The organism is Streptomyces mirabilis, assembly GCF_039503195.1.
Lineage (GTDB): Bacteria > Actinomycetota > Actinomycetes > Streptomycetales > Streptomycetaceae > Streptomyces > Streptomyces mirabilis_D.
Map to the genome: position 1 here is coordinate 7,942,342 of NZ_JBCJKP010000001.1, position 17,479 is coordinate 7,959,820.

At 73.1% G+C, this 17,479-nt stretch carries 10 protein-coding genes; 8 read left to right on the forward strand and 2 right to left on the reverse strand.

Features of this window, described 5'->3' with window-relative positions; all coding sequences use genetic code 11:
• Positions 1 to 41: 41 nt before the first annotated feature.
• Genes AAFF41_RS36140 through AAFF41_RS36160 form a run of 5 tightly spaced genes read left to right on the forward strand, consistent with a single transcriptional unit; the run spans position 42 to position 10,416 of the window.
• The gene (locus tag AAFF41_RS36140; RefSeq protein ID WP_319750950.1) at positions 42 to 3,515 is read left to right on the forward strand and encodes a tubulin-like doman-containing protein; all 3,474 of its coding nucleotides are present in this window, start codon (positions 42 to 44) and stop codon (positions 3,513 to 3,515) included.
• Complete coding sequence (locus tag AAFF41_RS36145; RefSeq protein WP_343325262.1) at positions 3,512 to 6,142, forward strand: hypothetical protein; 2,631 nt, start codon at positions 3,512 to 3,514, stop codon at positions 6,140 to 6,142. Before AAFF41_RS36140 ends, AAFF41_RS36145 begins: the two co-directional genes overlap by 4 nt.
• A gap of 58 nt (positions 6,143 to 6,200) precedes the next feature.
• Positions 6,201 to 8,336 (forward strand): hypothetical protein, encoded by a 2,136-nt coding sequence (locus tag AAFF41_RS36150; protein ID WP_319750948.1) that lies wholly within the window; start codon positions 6,201 to 6,203, stop codon positions 8,334 to 8,336.
• On the forward strand, positions 8,333 to 10,054 hold the full coding sequence (locus AAFF41_RS36155; RefSeq protein ID WP_343325264.1) for a hypothetical protein: 1,722 nt from the start codon (positions 8,333 to 8,335) through the stop codon (positions 10,052 to 10,054). The genes AAFF41_RS36150 and AAFF41_RS36155 overlap by 4 nt, the downstream gene beginning before the upstream one ends.
• Positions 9,955 to 10,416 (forward strand): hypothetical protein, encoded by a 462-nt coding sequence (locus AAFF41_RS36160; protein ID WP_343325265.1) that lies wholly within the window; start codon positions 9,955 to 9,957, stop codon positions 10,414 to 10,416. The genes AAFF41_RS36155 and AAFF41_RS36160 overlap by 100 nt, the downstream gene beginning before the upstream one ends.
• Positions 10,417 to 10,485: 69 nt before the next feature.
• On the opposite strand, the gene AAFF41_RS36165 is transcribed toward AAFF41_RS36160, so the two are convergent.
• Positions 10,486 to 10,686, reverse strand: a complete 201-nt coding sequence (locus AAFF41_RS36165) for a hypothetical protein (protein ID WP_319750946.1) — start codon at positions 10,684 to 10,686, stop codon at positions 10,486 to 10,488.
• Positions 10,687 to 10,842: 156 nt separating this feature from the next.
• On the opposite strand from AAFF41_RS36165, the gene AAFF41_RS36170 reads away from it, so the two are divergent.
• From AAFF41_RS36170 to AAFF41_RS36180, 3 genes are all read left to right on the forward strand, one after another.
• A complete protein-coding gene (locus AAFF41_RS36170) occupies positions 10,843 to 13,560 on the forward strand; it encodes a SpoIIE family protein phosphatase (protein WP_319750945.1) in 2,718 nt (905 codons plus the stop codon).
• A gap of 245 nt (positions 13,561 to 13,805) precedes the next feature.
• A complete protein-coding gene (rsgA, locus tag AAFF41_RS36175; RefSeq protein ID WP_054236962.1) occupies positions 13,806 to 14,915 on the forward strand; it encodes a ribosome small subunit-dependent GTPase A in 1,110 nt (369 codons plus the stop codon).
• 422 nt (positions 14,916 to 15,337) lie between these two features.
• A complete protein-coding gene (locus tag AAFF41_RS36180) occupies positions 15,338 to 16,705 on the forward strand; it encodes a bifunctional transcriptional activator/DNA repair enzyme AdaA (protein WP_343326400.1) in 1,368 nt (455 codons plus the stop codon).
• A 25-nt stretch (positions 16,706 to 16,730) separates the two neighbouring features.
• Here AAFF41_RS36180 and AAFF41_RS36185 read toward each other — a convergent pair whose 3' ends face one another.
• On the reverse strand, positions 16,731 to 17,471 hold the full coding sequence (locus AAFF41_RS36185) for a Type 1 glutamine amidotransferase-like domain-containing protein (protein WP_319750944.1): 741 nt from the start codon (positions 17,469 to 17,471) through the stop codon (positions 16,731 to 16,733).
• Positions 17,472 to 17,479 lie beyond the last annotated feature (8 nt).

Genomic DNA, 17,479 nt, shown 5'->3' on the forward strand with positions numbered 1-17,479 from the left:
CGAACCGGCCGCCGCGACGGCCGCAAGCGGGGAGGAAACCCATGAAGATCTTCCAGCCGATGCTCTTCGTCGGCCTGGGCGGCACCGGTGGCCTGGTCGGCGCCGAACTCGAACGCAAGCTGCGCGCCGAGCTGTGCGGACCGGACGGCGTCGCGCTCAGCCACCTCAGCGGACACGCCCCCTACCAGCTGCCCGACTGCCTCCAGTTCGTCTACGCGGACTACAGCGAGTCCGACCTCCAGCGGCTGCCCCAGTTCAACGTGGACCCCTCGCTGCGGGCCGCGTACTCCCGTACCTCCCGGGCCACCCACAACCTGCTGCCGAACTTCGACGCGTCACCCGAACTGACCAAGATGCTCCGGGCGAGCCTGCGCGACGAGGTCGCCGACTGGCTGCCGCCGCGCATCGACGAACCGAAGGTCACCCCGCTGCACAACGGCGCGGGCCAACTGCCCACCGTCGGACGCGCCGCCCTGTTCGCCACGCTCCGGCACAGCCTCGCCCCGGTCCTCGAGCCGCTGCTCCAGGCGATCGACGCGATCGCCAAGTCGGCCGGTGAACTGGCCGAGCTCGGCGGCGGCAAGGTCAACGGCTGCGACGTGTTCGTCGCCTTCTCGGTGGCCGGAGGCACCGGCGCCGGGATCTTCCTGGACTATCTGCACCTGATCAACCACGCCTTCCAGCTGCGCCGCTTCGACGGCGTGAAGATCTACCCGCTGGTCGTGATGCCGTCCTCGTTCTCCTCGGCGGGCGGCGGCGGACGGGAGGCGGAGCTCAACGCGGCCCGCGCGCTGGTGGACCTGTTCCGGCTGGTCGACGCGCAGAACGCGCCGAGCGAGGGAACGGAGATCGGCGACCTGGACCTCGACCTCGACTCCGGGCTCGGCATCCGCTACCCGGGCACGACACCGATCCGCCTGCGCACCGGCATCCTGCCCACGGCCTTCCTGTTCAGCCCGACCGCCGGCATCCGCCAGGACGACCTGCGCCGCTCCATCGTCTCCCTGGTGATGTCGCTGATCGGCACCGAACTGGGCGACAGCCGCCCCAGGGGCCGGGCCACGGCGACCGACGACGACTTCCAGACCTTCGCCGCGAGCTTCATCAACCGGGGCGTGCACCGCAGCGCCGTGTCCCCCACCGGCATCGGCCGACAGGGCGTCTCCACCAGCCTGGTGGCCTCCATGACCGCCCCCATGGACCAACTGGCCGACCTGGTGGCGGGCCGCCTGCTGCGGGAGGCGGTCACCGACCTCGTGGAGCGGCCCCGTACCGCACTGCGCGACAACGCGGTGCCGCTGATCCGGCAGCTGTTCGCCGACTCCCACCTCGAAGAGCTGTGGGAACGCGCCCAGTTGGCCGTCCCGGAACCCGATCCGCTGCCGCGCGGCGGCAAGGCCATCGAGCAGGCGCTCGGCGAACGGCTCACGGACATGCAGCGGCTGCTGTCCGACCTCCAGTCCATCGCCGACCGCCAGGCCGCCTCGATGGCCGACCGGTTCGCCCCGCGACCCGCCATCGACAAACTCCTCCAGAGCGTGGACCCCTTCCTCGCCGAACGCATCGTCAGAGGCGTCCAGGACAGCGACGAACCGATCGCCAGGCTCGGCTTCCTCGGCATGCTCGACAGCCGCTCCCGCGCCCCGCAGCGCCCCCCGGGCGTGACCGATCAGCCGCCCAAGACCCCCAGGATCAAGGGCAGACTGGCCGGCATGTCACCGGCCCGCTGGGGTGACGACGACGTGCAGGCCGCGCTCCAGGAGCAGGACCTCTGGTACCAGTGGCGCAGCCGGACCGTGTGGCACGAGGCCTGGCGGGAACAGCAGCAGCAGTGGCAGCCCCCGGCGGCCACCGCCGGGGCCGACCTCGGACGTCTGGTCAACGCCTTCCGCAAACACTCCGACCAGGAGCGCAAGATCTCCGCGCAGAAAGGCCTCGAACTGTACGAGGACCGCACCGGGATCTCGTATCTGCTGCCGCCGCAGCGCACCCTCAACCACTTCTACGAGGACGTGGTCACCCGGCTGATCCGGCGGGAGGGAATGCGCGAGAACGACGACGAGGCCGCGCTCCTGCTCAGGATGATCGACGGGGACACCTGGCGCGAGGTCCACACCCTCAGCCGCCGCAATCCGGACAACGCGGTCGCGGTCGTCAAGGCACAGCTGGAGGGCCGCATCACCCGGCTGTTCGCGGAGAGCGGCGAACACCTGGAGGAACGCCCGCTGCTGCCGGCCATGGGCACCCTGCTGGCCGCCGCGGCGGGCGACGCGGACGCCGCCGACCAGGTCAGCAAGGAGGCGCTCGACCTGTTCGGCCGCAAGCTGACCGGGCTGCTGCCGGTGGGCTTCACCCCGGAGGGCACCGGACCGCTGCGGGTCCTGGTCACCCACCCGCGGGTGCAGGCCGTGGAGGAGGTGCAGGAGTACCTCGGCAAGGCGCTGCGGCTGCCGTCCGACGCCAAGAACTCCGTGGAGTACCGGGGAGTGGAGAGCGACTCCGTCACCGTGGTCCTCTTCCGCAGCGAGATGAGCCTCACCCAGGTCCCCGAGGCCCGCAAGGTGCTGCGCCAGTGGGCCAGGGCGAAGGACTCCGAGCAGGCCCAGGACGTACTGCGCTGGCGGCAGCGGCTCGGCTACCGGGACAGCTGGATGGTCAGCAGCGAGGAGGACCGCCGCGTCATCCTGCACCGGCTGCTGTGCTGCATGTGGAACGGCCAGGTCGACGTGGTGGACGGCGACCCGGCGTCGCCGGAGCGGCTGAGGCTGCGGCTGTTCCCCGAGAAGGGCGCCCATGTGCCCGGCGTCCGGCTGCGGCTGGGGGACTTCCCCGGCGGGGTGTCGAGCTGGGCGGAGCTGCTGCGGTCGTACGAACGCTGGACCGTCCTCGACGACGAACGGACCGTGGAGGACTACTGCCGTGAACTGATGGGGGCTCAGCCGCTCGGTCTCGCCAGGAGCGCGAGCGAACCGCATCCGCTCTTCGTCGAACTCGTCGAGAAGACCGCCCCGCGGCAACTGGAACTGCTGGCCGACCGCCGGGAGCGCGGCGGCGAGCGGGTCGAGGGATGGGTGCGCCCGCTGTGGGAGTTCTGGGCGAAGACACTGCCCGCCGCGCTGGACACCGAGTTCGGGGACCAGCGCGCCGTCCAGCCGACGCTGCGCACGCTGCTGGAGCACGTACGCGGCGGAACTCCCGCGCCGCGCGTCCGCAAGGAGGTCCCCGAACCCCGGCGTGCCGTGCCCGACGAAGACGACTGGGGCACCGCACCGCGCGCCTCCTTCGACAAGTACCCGAGGGGCACGGAGGAACGTCCGCGCCGCGCGTCCGTGGACGACTACGACGACGGGTACGAGGCCGACCGCGGTGATCGGGGTGACCGCGTCAACGGGCGCTCCGGCGGCGCCGACCGGCCCTCGGTGCCCTGGGACGAGCCCGGTGACCACGGCCCGTACGGCGACGACGGCGAGCGTGAACGCTCCCGCCGCAACCCCTGGGACGGTGACCCGGAGTGAAGACGTCCGAAGACCTCGGCACCGTCATCCGGCTGGACCTGCGCAGCGGCGCGGCGGAACTCGACACCGCCAAGGCCCTGCGGGCCAGTGTCGCCCGGCAGTTGGGCCGCGCCGGGCTGCCCGAACCCGACGATCCGCTGTTCCTGGTGGTCGACACCCCGGCCGGGCTGACCGACCACCAGCGGCAGTACGAACTGCTCACCGCCTACCGGGCCGTGGGCGAGGTCAGGATCCTGGTCCTGCTGGTGGGCAGCGCACCCGGTTCGTACGCGGGTGAGGACGAGGCCTTCCAGCCCGACCGGCGCCTCGTGCGGCCCGCGGTGCTGCGGGCCTCGGGCACCGCCCTGCTGTGGGCGGGCGATCTGCGCTCCGCGCGCACGGCGCTGGAACAGCCCGAGCCCGACGCCCCGGAGGCGCTCGCCGTCCTGGTGGACGTGCTGTCGGTCCCGGACGTCTACCGGAAGGTCCTCGACGGCCTCGGGGCGCTGCCCGACGCCGTCGCCGCACCCGGCGTGCGGCTGCTGGAACAGGACCTGCCCCGTGAGGTGCGCGACCGGGCCTGGCGCGACGCGCTCCTCAGGTTCGCGGGCGAGGACACCGAACTCGCCCCCGACCTGCTGGCGACCGCCTCCTCCGGCGCCGATCTGCCGGAGCCGTTGCGGAGTCTGGTGGCGGGCCGGGGCGGCCGCGACCAACGGCACCGGGAGCCGGGCGGCGTGGCGGACAGCACGTACGCCGCCTGCGCACAGGCCCTCGACTACGCCGAGGACGCGCTGGCCGGACTGCGCTCCCTGCCCGGGCTGGTGTGGGCCTCCCGCAGGCAGGCGTTCGAGGCGGACCTCGACCAGGCGCACCAGGCGCTCGGCGAGTACCGGGACCTCGTCGGCACGGCCCTGCGCGGCGGCGGCTCCGGTACGGCGCCGTCCGCCGCCGAGACGGCGGCCCGGCTCGGGGCCCTCGGTCTGCGGGTGCCCTCGGCCGAGGGCATGGGGGAGCGGATCGGCGAGGGCCTGCGGGAGTTCGCCGGAAAGCTGCTGGGACAGGGGCTCGCCCTGCGGTCCGTGGCCCAGCGCTTCACCGGGCTGGCCGGGCGGGTGGAGCCCGTACCGGGTTCGGCATTGGTGCGCAAACTCGCCGACCACTCCACCGAAGCGTTGTCCCGGCGGACCGTCGTGGGGAACGGCCCCGTGGCCACGGGGCGCGGCGCGCTGCCCGCGGCGGCCGTGGCGGGGCTGCTCGGGGGCCTGTGGCGGGGGTCTCTGGCGGCGCTGGCGATCGCCGTCCCGCTGGTCCTCCTCGCGGTGGCGCTGCTCGGCGCGTCCAGGCTGCGGGGCGCGGGTCGCCCGGGCCGCTGGGGCTGGGGTCCCCGGGCCGCGGCACTCGGTGGCGCCGCGGCCGGTGTGACGGTGGCGTACGCGGTCGAGCCCCCGCTCTGGCTGAGCGCGGTCGGTCTCCTGGCGGGCCTCGGTGTCGCGGTGGAGACGGCACGCCGGCTGTGGCGCGCCGCGATCGACTCCTGGGCGGCCTTCCACGCCACCACCGGGCTGCGCAAGGCCCTGGCCGGGCTCGACGCGCTGCTGGCCGAGGCGGTCCGTGAACACTGGGCCGTCGAGGAGCGCCTGCACTGCGCCGACGCCGCCCGGTCCGTCGCCGGCATGCTGCGGGCGACGGCCGCCGCCGCGGCCGCCGAGGCGGTGCCCGAGCCCGAGCGGCCCACCGTCACCGGCGCGCCCGGTCCCGAGCCGCTCGACGCGGACGACTGGCTGACCAGTACCTCGGTCCTGGAGACGGACGCGTTCGCGGTGCCCGACGACGGGGACAGCGACTGGGCGAGCGCGTACGCCTGGCAGGACGGGGCTTCCTGGAGCGAGCCCGGTGAGCCCGGCGCGCGGGGTGGGTTCGCGGAGTCCGCGGGACCCGCCGACCCGTGGGCGGACCGTACCGCGGGAGTTCCGCGCTGGCTGGACCGCGAGAGCGGCGAGGGCGGACCGGAGCTGGTCGCCGTCCTGGCCGGTGATCTGACGGACGCCGCCATGGTGGCGATGGAGCCCTACTGGGGTGCCGTCGAGCGCGGCCAGGCCGGCGCCCTCGCCGTCCGGCGCACCGAGGAACGGGTCCGCGACCTGCTCTCGACGGCCCGCCGCCACCTCCAGCACAACGGAGTACTGGCCCCGCCCCCGTTCGCCGCCGACCACCGCACCCGGGCCGGCTCGGCGAACCTGCTGGGCACCGACCCGCGCCGGGTGGCCGACCTGGTGGGCACGGAGGCGGACCGGCAGGCCGTGGTCCAGCTCTCCTCACCCGAGCAGGGAACGCTGCTCAGCCGGGACCCGGCGGCCGCGGTGTGGATCAGGTTCGCGCCGGAGGCCGTGCGCGACGAGGTCGAGAAGACCTGGCGGACCACCGGCTGCGTACCGCCGGAGCAGACGCTCTGGACCTCCTCGGGGCGTTATGCCGGCCTGGTCCGGCTCACCCCGCTGCGGATGGGCGTGGTGGACACCGTCCGCTCCCGCCAGAACTCCCCGGCCGACGGGTTCGACCCGTACGACCGCGGGGACGCGTACGACCGCGGGGACGCGTACGACCGAGAGGACGCGTACGACCGAGAGGACGGCGACAACTGGTGACCCGCATCCCGTACCCCGGCCCGGCGCACCCGTACGACCGAGAGGACGGCAACCGCTGGTGACCAGCACCTCGCATCCCCACCTGACGGAGCCGGACGGTCCGCGCTGGAAGACGCTCGCGTTCACCGTCCCCTCGGGCCGGCGCCGGGTCGCCCCCGTCCGCTTCGGCCCCGAGTCCCGCCGCGATCCGCTGCTGCCCCAGCTGATCCGCAACGGACTGCTCGACGACGAGGGGCAGCAGTGCGTCCAGGTCCGCCTGAACGCCGCCGACGCGGCCAACCCGGCCGCGCGCGCCCTGCTCGACGCGGAGGCGGGCACCGCCCTGCACCTGCACCGGGCCCTCGACGACACGGAGTACACGGCGCTCTTCCCGAGGATCGTCGGCTACGAACTGGACGCGGCCGAGCCGTTCCTGCTGTACGCCGCGCCGCGCGGCGCCGCCCTCGCGCGTACCCATGTGATGTCCGCGACCGACCAACGGGTCCTCACCCGCGACCTGATGCTCGCCCTGTGCCTGCTGGACAGCCAGGAGCTGGTGCTGCGGGGCATCTCGCCCGCCACCGTGCTCTGGGACGGCGCCTCGGTCCAGCTCTGGGGACTGGAGGGGGCGGCTCGTACCGGACGGCCGAGGACCCGGTGGGGCAGGGCACCCTACTGCTCGCCCGAACAGCGCAGGGGCGAGGGGCTCGTCGACCCCCGGGACGCGGTGTGGAGCGCAGCCCAGGTGCTCTACCAGCTGGTGACCGGCCGGCCCGGCCCCGGTGACCGGGCACCCACCGACCTCGGCGAACACCGCGTGCTCGCCGAGACGTTGCGGGGCGCCTTCGCCCCGCTGGCCGCCGACCGGCCGACCCCCGCCCAACTGCTCGACCTGCTGGCGCCGGGAGCCGCCCGGCGCGTCACGCTCACCGTGCCCGCCGACGAGACCCGCGCGCACCAGGAGGCGTTCGAGCGGGCGCTGCGCCTCAAGCGGCAGGCACCCGTCACCCACCAGGGGCCCGGGACACCGGCCGGGCGCAGCAGCGACGGCCAGGTGCTGTGCCCGTACTGCCTGGAGCACATCCAGCTCGACCTCGCCCAGCTCTTCGTCACCGACAGCAGGATGCAGTACAAGCCGCTGGACGTCTCGACGATCGGCAACGCCCTGCGCCGCCAGGACGTCATGCGCGGTGCCGTCCAGAAGTGCACCGCGGACCGGGACTTCCCCGAGCACTTCATCCCGGTGCCCTACCTCACCTACGGCCGCCCCCTGACCGTCGCGATGGTCGGCCAGTCGTCCACCGGCAAGAGCCATCTGCTGACCCAGATGATCGCGGAGATCACCGACGGCGGCCTGGAGCCGTTCGGCCTGAAGTGGCAGTCCGTCAACCCGGAGCAGCACGCTCGGTTCGTACGGGAACGGGTGCAGCCGCTGCGCAACGGCAAGGTCCTCGACCACACCGGTGCCCTCGGCCTGGACGGCTTCGCGCGCTTCGTGGAGTCCCTCCTCATCACCGACGCCCACGGGCAGGTACGTCCGGTCGCCTTCTTCGACCTCGGCGGCGAGGACCTCGTACGGACCGATGCCGCGCTACGCTTCCTGCTCGGGATCGACGCGCTGATCTTCGTCGTCGATCCGGCGCTGGCTCTTCCGCTGCCCCATCTGGACCACGCCAGGGAACGCTGGGGTGTCGAGGTGAACCGGGACGGCGACCTCGCCTTCGGCACCGTCCTCGACCGGCTGCCGAAGAACGGACCGTATCTGGACGTGGCCGCCGCGATGGTGCTCGGCAAGGCGGACCTCCTGCGGTTCCAGCCGCCCGTCGACCGGTGGCTGGGCCGGGCACCGGCCACCTCGCTCGACCCCGAACGGACGCGTGAGGAGAGCCGGGACGTGTACGGGCTGCTGCGACAGCACGCCGGGCCGGCCTGGCTGCGCCCCTTCGACGCGATCCGCCGGTGCACCCTGCATGTCGCGTCGGCCACCGGCGGCCAGGAGGAACAGGGCCGCTATCCGGCGGGGGCGGGGCCCCGGCGGGTGCTGGAGCCGCTGCTGGCGCTGCTGGCGCTGCACGGGATGGTGGAAGTGCCGGGCGGCGCCGAGGCGTTCGCCGTGGGAGAGGCGCCCGCGTTCGAGGCGGTGCCGTCGGCGAGGGCCGGACGAACCGGGGGAGCGGTGGGAGCCGCGGGATCCGCGCGAGGTGAGGCGAAGTGAGCGACTTCCAGGATCGAGTGAGCGACTACCCGGATCGGAGGAGTCCGGCCGCCCACGGGGAGCAGGCCGGCGCGCACGGGCCGGGCGGTGGCGGCATCGGGGGCTCGGTGCACCAGGTCGTCTTCCGTTGGGACGGCAACCAGGGCCGCCAGGGCACCGGCATGAAGGCCGTCGCGCACTCCTGTCCGGCCGAACGCGCCGAGGAACTGGGCCGGGAACTGGGCCCGCTGCTGTGGGTGTCCGGTACGGCCGCCTCACGGCAGAGCGTCGTACGCACCCTGTCCCGCGACGGCGACGTCATGCTCGTCCAGCGCTGGCCCACCACCGACCGCGGCGGCCGGCCCAGCACGATCAGCCATGTCCTGATCGGTGACCCCGGAACTCTGAAGATCCGCCAGTGCCTCGGCCTCTCCTACGGCGGCTGGGGCAGCCGGGAGTCCGCCGAGAAGGCCTCCGGACGCCTGCGCGTGATCGAGTGCGCCCAGCTCGACGCGCTGGCGCGCAAGCGGCTCCCGGCCATGCTGGAGCTGCTTCCGGCGGTCAAGCACGCGCTGATCCTGGTCGCCGCCGAGTGGCTGCGCGATCCGGCGCAGCGGGTGTCGCTGCTCGCGGACGAGAAGGGGCAGCCCGGCTGGCCGGACCAGGACAGCGTGCCGGTGGCGTATCTGGGGCTGTTCCTGCTCTTCGGGCGCTGGCTGGGGCAGGAGTGGACGTTCGCCACCCACGACACGGTGGACACCCATCAGCTGCGTCTGACGTGCGTCCCGCACTGGGAGCCGGACGCGGGCGGGGCCGGTCCACTGGCCCGGGTCACGGGCCGTCGGGTCACCCCACGGTTCGAGCACAAGGCGGCCGCCCGACTGGTGGACCACCTTCTCGACCGCCTCCGCGCGCATCCCGACGCCGCCGCCGGGGTGCCCCAGCTGGTCGACGAGCTCGCCGGCGGCGCGGGGCTGGAGTGGGCGCGGCGGCGCGTCCTGCTGCACGAGATCCTCAGCACCGACCGCCGGACCGGCACGCGCGCCGACGCGCCCGCACCCGCGCCCCGTTCCGCGGAACCGGGCCCGGTCGGGGAGGGGGACGAGGGAGGCGAGGACCGGGAACGGGCCGAGACGACGCCCCCGCAGCGGCTCCCGAAGCCGTACCCGTACCCCGACCCGCACCTCGACCCGCGCCCGGATGTGTACTCGGACCCGCGCCCGGATGTGTACTCGGACCCGTATCCGGACACCTACGCGCCCCCGGCACCCGAGGATTCTCCCCCATGGCCCCTCCGCGCCCGCTGCGGACGCCGGTCCAGGCGCCGGTCCGGACTCCCGCCGTCGAGGCGTACGGGCTGCACCAGGACCTCCTTGACCATCGGCGCGGGAACCCCATGCAACGCAGTCTCCTGGCGGCGCGTCTGCGCACCCTGCCCGACGAGTTGCTCCTGGGCGAGCTGCGCTCCGCCGACCTGCCGCCGGAGTCCGTGGAACTCCTGCTCGACGAGCTGGGGAACGAGCACCGCCTCCAGGAGCGCCGACCGGAGATGCGGCACGACCTGTGTGCGGAGGTGCTCCACAACGGCCTGTACTTCACGCCGTACGGACAGGGCCCGGAACCCGTGTCCAGGACGGCCATGGTCACCCGGGCCGCCGACCTCTTCACGTGGGCCGTCGCCCCGCTGGCCCGGGAAGAGCGCTATCTGCGCGATCTGCGCGAGCTGCTCCACCGCATGACCCGGGACAGCCACCCCACCGGGGGCAACTGGCTCCGCCAGAGCATCATCGCCCCCGCGAACGGCCAGGTCCCCGACCTGCCGCCGGTCCTGTGGCAGCAGATCCTGCGCGACGTGCTCAGCCGGGGCGAGCGAGCCCCCTCCGCCCAGCCGTCGCCCGCTGCCCCGCAGCCGCCCTCCGCCTCCCACGCGCCCTACACCGTCCCGGACCCCACGACGGCCCCGGAACCCTCCTCCACCCCGCCGAGACCTCCCACCCTCACGTCCCGGCTCTCCGACCTGACGAACAACCCGGGCTGCGTGATGGGAGTCGGCTTCTCCGTCATCGCCGTGCTCATCACCATCGTCCTGATCGTCCTGTGAACCCCAGGTGTGTCCGGGCTACGGAAACGCCATATCGTGCTCACGTGCACACCCGTCGTGCTGGAGGACTCACTTCGGCCGGTTCGAGGTCGAAGGAGAAGCGTGGACGGCGACGGTGCCGTGGAGACCCGCGACACCATGGAGCAGGTCGGCCAGGGCATCGGTGCGGTAGCCGACAACGTCCTGCCACTGCGAAGAGCTGTCCGCGATGCGGCAGGTCGCCCGACCAGTGCCGCTCAGTTCCCGACCGAACCGGAGATCATTCGTCATCCCGTCCCTCCCGTTGATCGTCCCCCGAGACGGCAGCGGAGAGATGCCACCAGTCGCGCTCGTGCCGCCGCCCTCGGCGGTCGGGCGCGTCCCCGGGCGATCATGGGCCACGGGTGGGCCATGGCCGCTCGGGATCACCAGTGCTAGAAAGGTCACATGGCGAAACGATTCGCCGGTTTTCGACGCTTTTCACTCAGGCCGCTGGTCAGCAGGAGCCCACGAAGCGTAGCCGGGCAGGTGTTCGTTCTTCAGGTGGCGCTGGTCGTGCTGCTCGTGGCCTGCGGTGTGTTCGCCCTTGCCCTGCAGACGGAGCGGGACACCACCGCCGAGGCCAAGCGCCGCTCCATAGCCACGGCGGAGACCTTCGCCCACTCTCCCGGGCTCGTGGCGGCACTGCGGACCCCCGACCCGAGCAAGATCCTCCAGCCGCTCACCGAGGCGGCCCGCAAGGCCGCCGGGGTCGACTTCATCGTGGTCATGAACACCAAGGGCATCCGCTACACCCACCCCCTGCCGAGCAGGATCGGAAAGCGTTTCGTGGGCACCATCGGGCCGTCGCTGGCGGGGAAGGTCTACACGGAGAGCGTCCACGGCCCGCTCGGTCACGAGGTGCAGGCCACCGTCCCCGTCGACGACGCCAGGGGCAAGGTGGTGGGCCTGGTGTCGGCCGGTCTGAAGGTCAAGAACGTGACCAGCGAGGTGAACCGGCAACTACCGATCATCCTGGGCGCCGGGGCCGGGGCACTCGTGGTGTCCACCGGGGTGACGGCACTGGTGGGCAGGCGGCTGCGACGGCAGACCCACAGCCTGGCCCCGGACGAGATGACCCGCATGTACGACCACCACGACACGGTGCTGCACTCCGTACGCGAAGGAGTGCTCATCGTCGCCGGCGACGGGCGGCTGCTGCTGGCCAACGACGAGGCCAGACGGCTGCTGGAGCTGCCCCCCGACGCCGAGGGGCGGCTCGTGTCGCAGCTGTCGAGCCTCGAACCCGAGACGGTGGAGTTGCTCGTCTCCGGGCGCGAGGCCACCGACGAGGTGCACTTCGCCGGGGAACGGCTGCTGGCGGTCAACCAGCGGCCCACCGGGCGCGACGGAGGCATCGAGGGAACGGTGGTGACGCTGCGCGACTCCACCGAGCTCCAGGCGGTCACCGGCAGGGCGGAGGTCGCACGGGAGCGGCTCAAGCTGCTGTACGACGCCGGACTCGGCGTCGGCACCACCCTGGACGTGCGGTGCACCGCCGACGAACTGGCGCGGGTCGCCGTCCCCCGCTTCGCCGACTTCGTCACCGTCGACCTGGCCGACGCCGTGCTGCACGGCGAGGAGCCGGCCACCACGGCGACGGACCTGCGACGCATCGCCGTGTGCGGCATCCGCAACGACCATCCGCTCTACGAAAGGGGTCGGCTGATCGACTTCGTGCCCTCCACACCCCAGGCACGCGGCTACGGCAGCGGCCGCTCCGAACTGGTGACGGACCTGTCGACCGCCACGGGCTGGCACGCGCAGGACCCGGAGCGCACCAAGGAGATCATCGACTACGGCATCCACTCCCTCATCGCCGCCCCGATCCAGGCCGGCGGTGTCGTGCTGGGCGTGGCCAACTTCTGGCGCGCCAAGCAGCACGAGCCCTTCGACGAGGAGGAGCTGTCGCTGGCGGAGGAACTGGTGGCCCGGGCCGCGGTCAGCATCGACAACGCCCGCCGCTACACCCGCGAGCACGCGGTGGCGGTCACCCTCCAGCGCAGCCTGCTGCCGCGGGCCCTGCCCGAGCAGAGCGCCCTCGACGTCGGCTACCGCTACCTGCCCGCCCAGTCGGGCGTGAGCGGGGACTGGTTCGACGTGATTCCCCTGCCGGGGAGCCGGGTGGCGCTGGCCGTCGGCGACGTGGTCGGCCACGGCCTGCACGCCGCCGCCACGATGGGGCGGCTGCGGACCGCGGTGCACAACTTCTCCACCCTCGATCTGCCCCCCGACGAGCTGCTGAGCCATCTCGACGACCTGGTCGGCCGCATCGACCAGGACGAGCAGGACACGGACGGTGCCGCGGGCGTCGTGGGCGCCACCTGCCTGTACGCGATCTACGACCCCGTGACGCGCCGCTGCGTCATGGCACGCGCGGGACACCTGGCGCCCGCGCTCGTCCACCCCGACGGAACCGTCACCTTCGTGGACGTGCCGACCGGGCCTCCCCTCGGCCTGGGCGGCCTGCCGTTCCAGACCGCCGAACTGGACATCGCGGAGGGCGCTCAGCTCGTCCTGTACACCGACGGCCTCATCGAGGACCGCAGACGCGACCTGGACGTGGGCATGGAACTGCTGCGCGACGCGCTGGCGGGCCACCCCGACCGGTCGCCCGAGGAGAGCTGCCAGGCCGTGCTGGACGAACTGCTGCCCGGCCGCCCCAAGGACGACGTAGCCCTGCTCATCGCCCGCACCCGGGGGCTGCCGTCCGACCAGATCGCCGACTGGGACGTGCCGCTCGACCCGGCGGCCGTCGCCGGGATGCGCGAGACCGTGTCCCAGAAGCTCGACGAGTGGGGCCTGTCCGAGCTCGGCTTCAGCACGGAACTCGTCCTGAGCGAGCTCATCACCAACGCCATGCGCTACGGCTCCGAGCCGATCCACGTACGGCTGATCCGCGACCGTACGCTCATCTGCGAGGTGTCCGACAGCAGCAGCACCTCGCCGCATCTGCGGTACGCGGCGACCATGGACGAAGGCGGCCGCGGCCTGTTCCTGGTGTCGCAGATGGCCGAGCGCTGGGGCACCCGGTACACCCCCCAGGGCAAGGTGATCTGGGCCGAACAGGCACTGCCGCGGATCAGCGGGCAGCCCGGCCCGGGATCGCGGCCGGGTACGCCGTAATTCGATGGCGCCGCGGGGCGTGTGCCTCTATGGTCGTGGCTGTTCGAGCGGTGACCGAGGGGTGCCGCGGGTGACTCGTGCACGTCTGGTGCATGTCCGGGAGGTGTGACCGATGGCTGTCTTCGAGATGGGCGCTGCCCGCATCCAGAAGTTCATCAAGTCCACCTCCGTGGCCGCCGGCTGACCTTCCTCTTCTCTCCGCGCCCGAGCGCGCGTGCCGGGGCCGCCCTTGTGAAGGGTCTCCCTTGACTTCCGCTTTTCTCGCTTTCCCCTCTTCACCGTTCGCCGCGCTCGTTCCCTACGGCTGGGACGACGTCTGGGCGGACGAGTTCGCCCCCTACGCCACCGAAGGGCTGCTGGCCGGGCGGGTGATCCGGGTCGACCGCGGTCAGTGCGACGTGGTCACCACCGACGGGGTGCTGCGCGCGGACACCGCGTTCGTGACGCCGAACGATCCGATGCGGGTCGTGTGCACCGGGGACTGGGTCGCCGTCGAACCCGCCGGCAACCCGCGCTACGTGCGTACGTATCTGCCGCGCCGTACGGCCTTCGTGCGCTCCACCTCCTCCAAGCGCTCCGAGGGGCAGATCCTCGCGGCCAACGTCGACTACGCCGTCGTCGCCGTGTCCCTCGCCCTGGAACTCGACCTCGGCCGCGTCGAACGATTCCTCGCGCTGGCCTGGGAGTCCGGTGCGCAGCCCCTGGTCGTCCTCACCAAGGCCGACCTCGTGCCCGACGCGGCGACGCTCGGACACCTCGTCCAGGACGTCGAGAAGACGGCGCCCGGGGTCCCGGTGCTGCCGGTCAGCTCCAGCGCCGGGGAGGGTCTTGACGTACTCGCGGCGGTGCTGTCGGGCGGCACGTCCGTCCTCCTCGGACAGTCCGGCGCGGGCAAGTCGACCCTCGCCAACGCACTGATCGGCGAGGACGTGATGGACGTACGGGCCGCGCGTGACGTGGACGGCAAGGGCCGCCACACCACGACGACCCGCAACCTGCTCGCCCTCCCCGGCGGGGGTGTCCTCATCGACACGCCCGGACTGCGCGGGGTCGGCCTCTGGGACGCCGAGACCGGCGTCGGGCAGGTCTTCTCCGAGATCGAGGGCCTGGCCGCCGACTGTCGCTTCCACGACTGCGCACACGAAGCGGAGCCCGGCTGCGCGGTGCTCGCCGCCGTCGACTCCGGCGTCCTTCCCGAACGCCGTCTCGCCAGCTATCGCAAGCTGCTGCGGGAGAACCAGCGGATCGTCGCGAAGACGGATGCGCGGGTGCGGGCGGAGATTCGACGGGACTGGAAGCGGAAGGGGGCGGAGGGGAGGGCGGCGATGGACGCCAAACGGGGTCGTTGGCACTGAGCCCACGCGGAACGGCGTCCCGGGGCTGCGCCCCAGGCCCCCCGGGTGTGTTCTTCGGCTGCGAGCCTGGTGGGGGCTGGTCGCGCAGTTCCTCGCGCCCCTGAGGGTGGGGCTGCGCCCCACGTCCTCCGCCCGTCCGAAGTTCTTCGGCTGCGGGTCCGGTGGGGGCTGGTCGCGCAGTTCCTCGCGCCCCTGAGGCGGGGGCTTCGCCCCGGATCTTCAGCCCGTCCGGCGTTTGAGGACGAGGCCGTTCAGGCCGATGCGGGGGTCCGGGGGGGCGAAGCCCCCGGTGGGGTGGAAGGGGCGGAGCCCCTGGGGATGGGACGGGTAGGGGCGGTGGGGGCGGGATCAGGTTTTGGTTGAGTGTTGTGTCTGAAAGCCGCCAGTCGATGGAGCGGGGGCGGCGCAGACTGGTGGGTGTGATGGACGCGGAGACCAGGTACGAGGCGGTACGGAGCAGGGACGCCCGGTTTGACGGGGAGTTCTTCTTCGCGGTGGAGACGACCCGGATCTACTGCCGGCCCAGCTGCCCGGCGGTGACGCCGAAGCGGCAGAACGTGCGGTACTACACGACGGCCGCCGCGGCGCAGAGCTCGGGATTCCGAGCCTGCCGCAGATGCCGCCCGGACGCCGTTCCCGGCTCCGCGGAGTGGAACGTGCGGGCCGACGTCGTAGGGCGCGCCATGCGCCTCATCGGGGATGGCGTGGTCGACCGGGAGGGCGTCGGAGGGCTCGCCGTCCGGCTCGGATACAGCGCCCGCCAGGTGCAGCGGCAGCTCACCGCCGAGGTCGGCGCGGGCCCCGTAGCCGTCGCCCGCGCCCAGCGCGCCCACACCGCCCGCGTCCTGCTCCAGACCACCGGCCTGCCGATCACGGAGATCGCGTTCGCGGCCGGGTTCGCCAGCGTCCGCCAGTTCAACGACACGATCCGCGCGGTGTACGCCTCGACGCCGAGCGAACTGCGCGCGGCCGCCGCACCACGGAGCGGGACCGGAACCCGGCGCACCGTCACCCCCACCGCCGGGATCCCCCTGCGCCTCGCCCACCGGGGCCCGTACCAGTCCGCCGCCGTCTTCGACCTCCTCGCCCACGAGGCGGTCCCGGGGGTCGAGGACATCGACGGCACCCCCGGCCGCCGTACGTACCGCCGCACCCTCCGCCTCCCGTACGGCACCGGAATCGTCGCGGTGGACGAACGCTCACGCGGCTGGCTCGACGCCCGGCTCCACCTCACCGACCTGCGCGACCTCACCACCGCCGTCCAGCGCCTGCGCCGGCTGTTCGACCTCGACGCCGATCCGTACGCCGTCGACGAGCGGCTGGGCGCCGATCCCCGGCTGGCCCCGCTGGTCGCCGCGCGCCCCGGCCTTCGCTCGCCGGGTGCCGCCGATCCGGACGAGCTGGCCGTGCGCGCACTGGTGGGGCGGGCGGAGGCCGAGCGGCTGGTGCGGCGGTACGGGAAGGCGCTGGACGCCCCGAGCGGCACGCTCACCCATGTGTTCCCGGAGCCGGCCGTCCTCGCGGAGGCCGAGCCGGACGGCCCCCTCGGCGCGCTCACCACCGCCCTCGCCGACGGCACCCTGCGGCTGGACGCGGGCGCGGAGCGCGACGAGGCGCAGGAGGCGCTGCTGGCGTTGCCGGGGCTGGACGGCCGTACCGCCGCCGAAATCCGTACGCGCGCGCTCGGCGACCCCGACGTGGTGCCGCCGGGCGTGGACGTGCCGGACGCGTGGCGCCCGTGGCGCTCGTACGCCGTTCAACACCTCAGGGCGGCTGGGGAGTTGGAGTGAGGCCCCCGGGCGGCCGTCGGGAACGTCAGTGCCGCGGTGCCGGGAGCAGGCGCGGTTCCACGCGCTCCTCGACCGCCCGGTCCCCCTCGCGCCGGACGACGTACGCCCCCTTGCCCGGTGTCTCGCTGACGGTGTCGACGAGTTCGGTGCCGCGGTAGACGAGGCCCACGCCGTCGTCGGTGCAGTGGCTGAGCGGCAGCGTGCCCTCGGCGACGAGCCGGTGGACCAGCGGGCGGCGGCCGGGGTCGGTGTCGTAGTGGACGCCGTTGCCGTACGGCAGGAAGCCGAGACCGTTGGTGAGCGGGCGCAGTTCGGGGCCGAAGGAGTCGGTGGTGCCGCCCTGGAACCAGCAGATCGATCCGGCGCTCACCCCGCTGAGGACGACCCCGGCCTGCCAGGCGCGACGGAGGATCGCGTCCAGTTTGTGCACGCGCCACACGGCGAGCAGGTTCGCCACCGAACCGCCCGTCACCCACACCACGTCCTGCTCCAGCACCGCCGCCTCGATGTCATCGAAGTTGGGCATGGGGAAGAGGCGCAGCGGCGTCAGGTCGAAGCCCGCCACGCGAGCCGCCTCGCTCATCCGGGCGGCGAAGTGCTCGGCGTCGCCGATCGCGGTACCGACATACATGACCCGGGGCCGGCGCCCGTGCACGCCCGACAGTTCGACGGCGTGGTGGACGAGTGCGTCGAAGGTCAGCCAGGTGCGGTCGCCGACGCGGTGACCACCCGACGTGGCCAGGACGGTGGGTTCCGTGGCGGTCATGGTCGGTG

Excerpts from the sequence above, each read along its gene's own strand:
- AAFF41_RS36180 (WP_343326400.1), top strand. The coding sequence starts at position 15,338 with ATGGACGCGGAGACCAGGTACGAGGCGGTACGGAGCAGGGACGCCCGG.
- AAFF41_RS36160 (WP_343325265.1), top strand. The coding sequence starts at position 9,955 with ATGGTCACCCGGGCCGCCGACCTCTTCACGTGGGCCGTCGCCCCGCTG.
- AAFF41_RS36185 (WP_319750944.1), bottom strand. The coding sequence starts at position 17,471 with ATGACCGCCACGGAACCCACCGTCCTGGCCACGTCGGGTGGTCACCGC.
- AAFF41_RS36165 (WP_319750946.1), bottom strand. The coding sequence starts at position 10,686 with ATGACGAATGATCTCCGGTTCGGTCGGGAACTGAGCGGCACTGGTCGG.
- AAFF41_RS36140 (WP_319750950.1), top strand. The coding sequence starts at position 42 with ATGAAGATCTTCCAGCCGATGCTCTTCGTCGGCCTGGGCGGCACCGGT.
- AAFF41_RS36170 (WP_319750945.1), top strand. The coding sequence starts at position 10,843 with ATGGCGAAACGATTCGCCGGTTTTCGACGCTTTTCACTCAGGCCGCTG.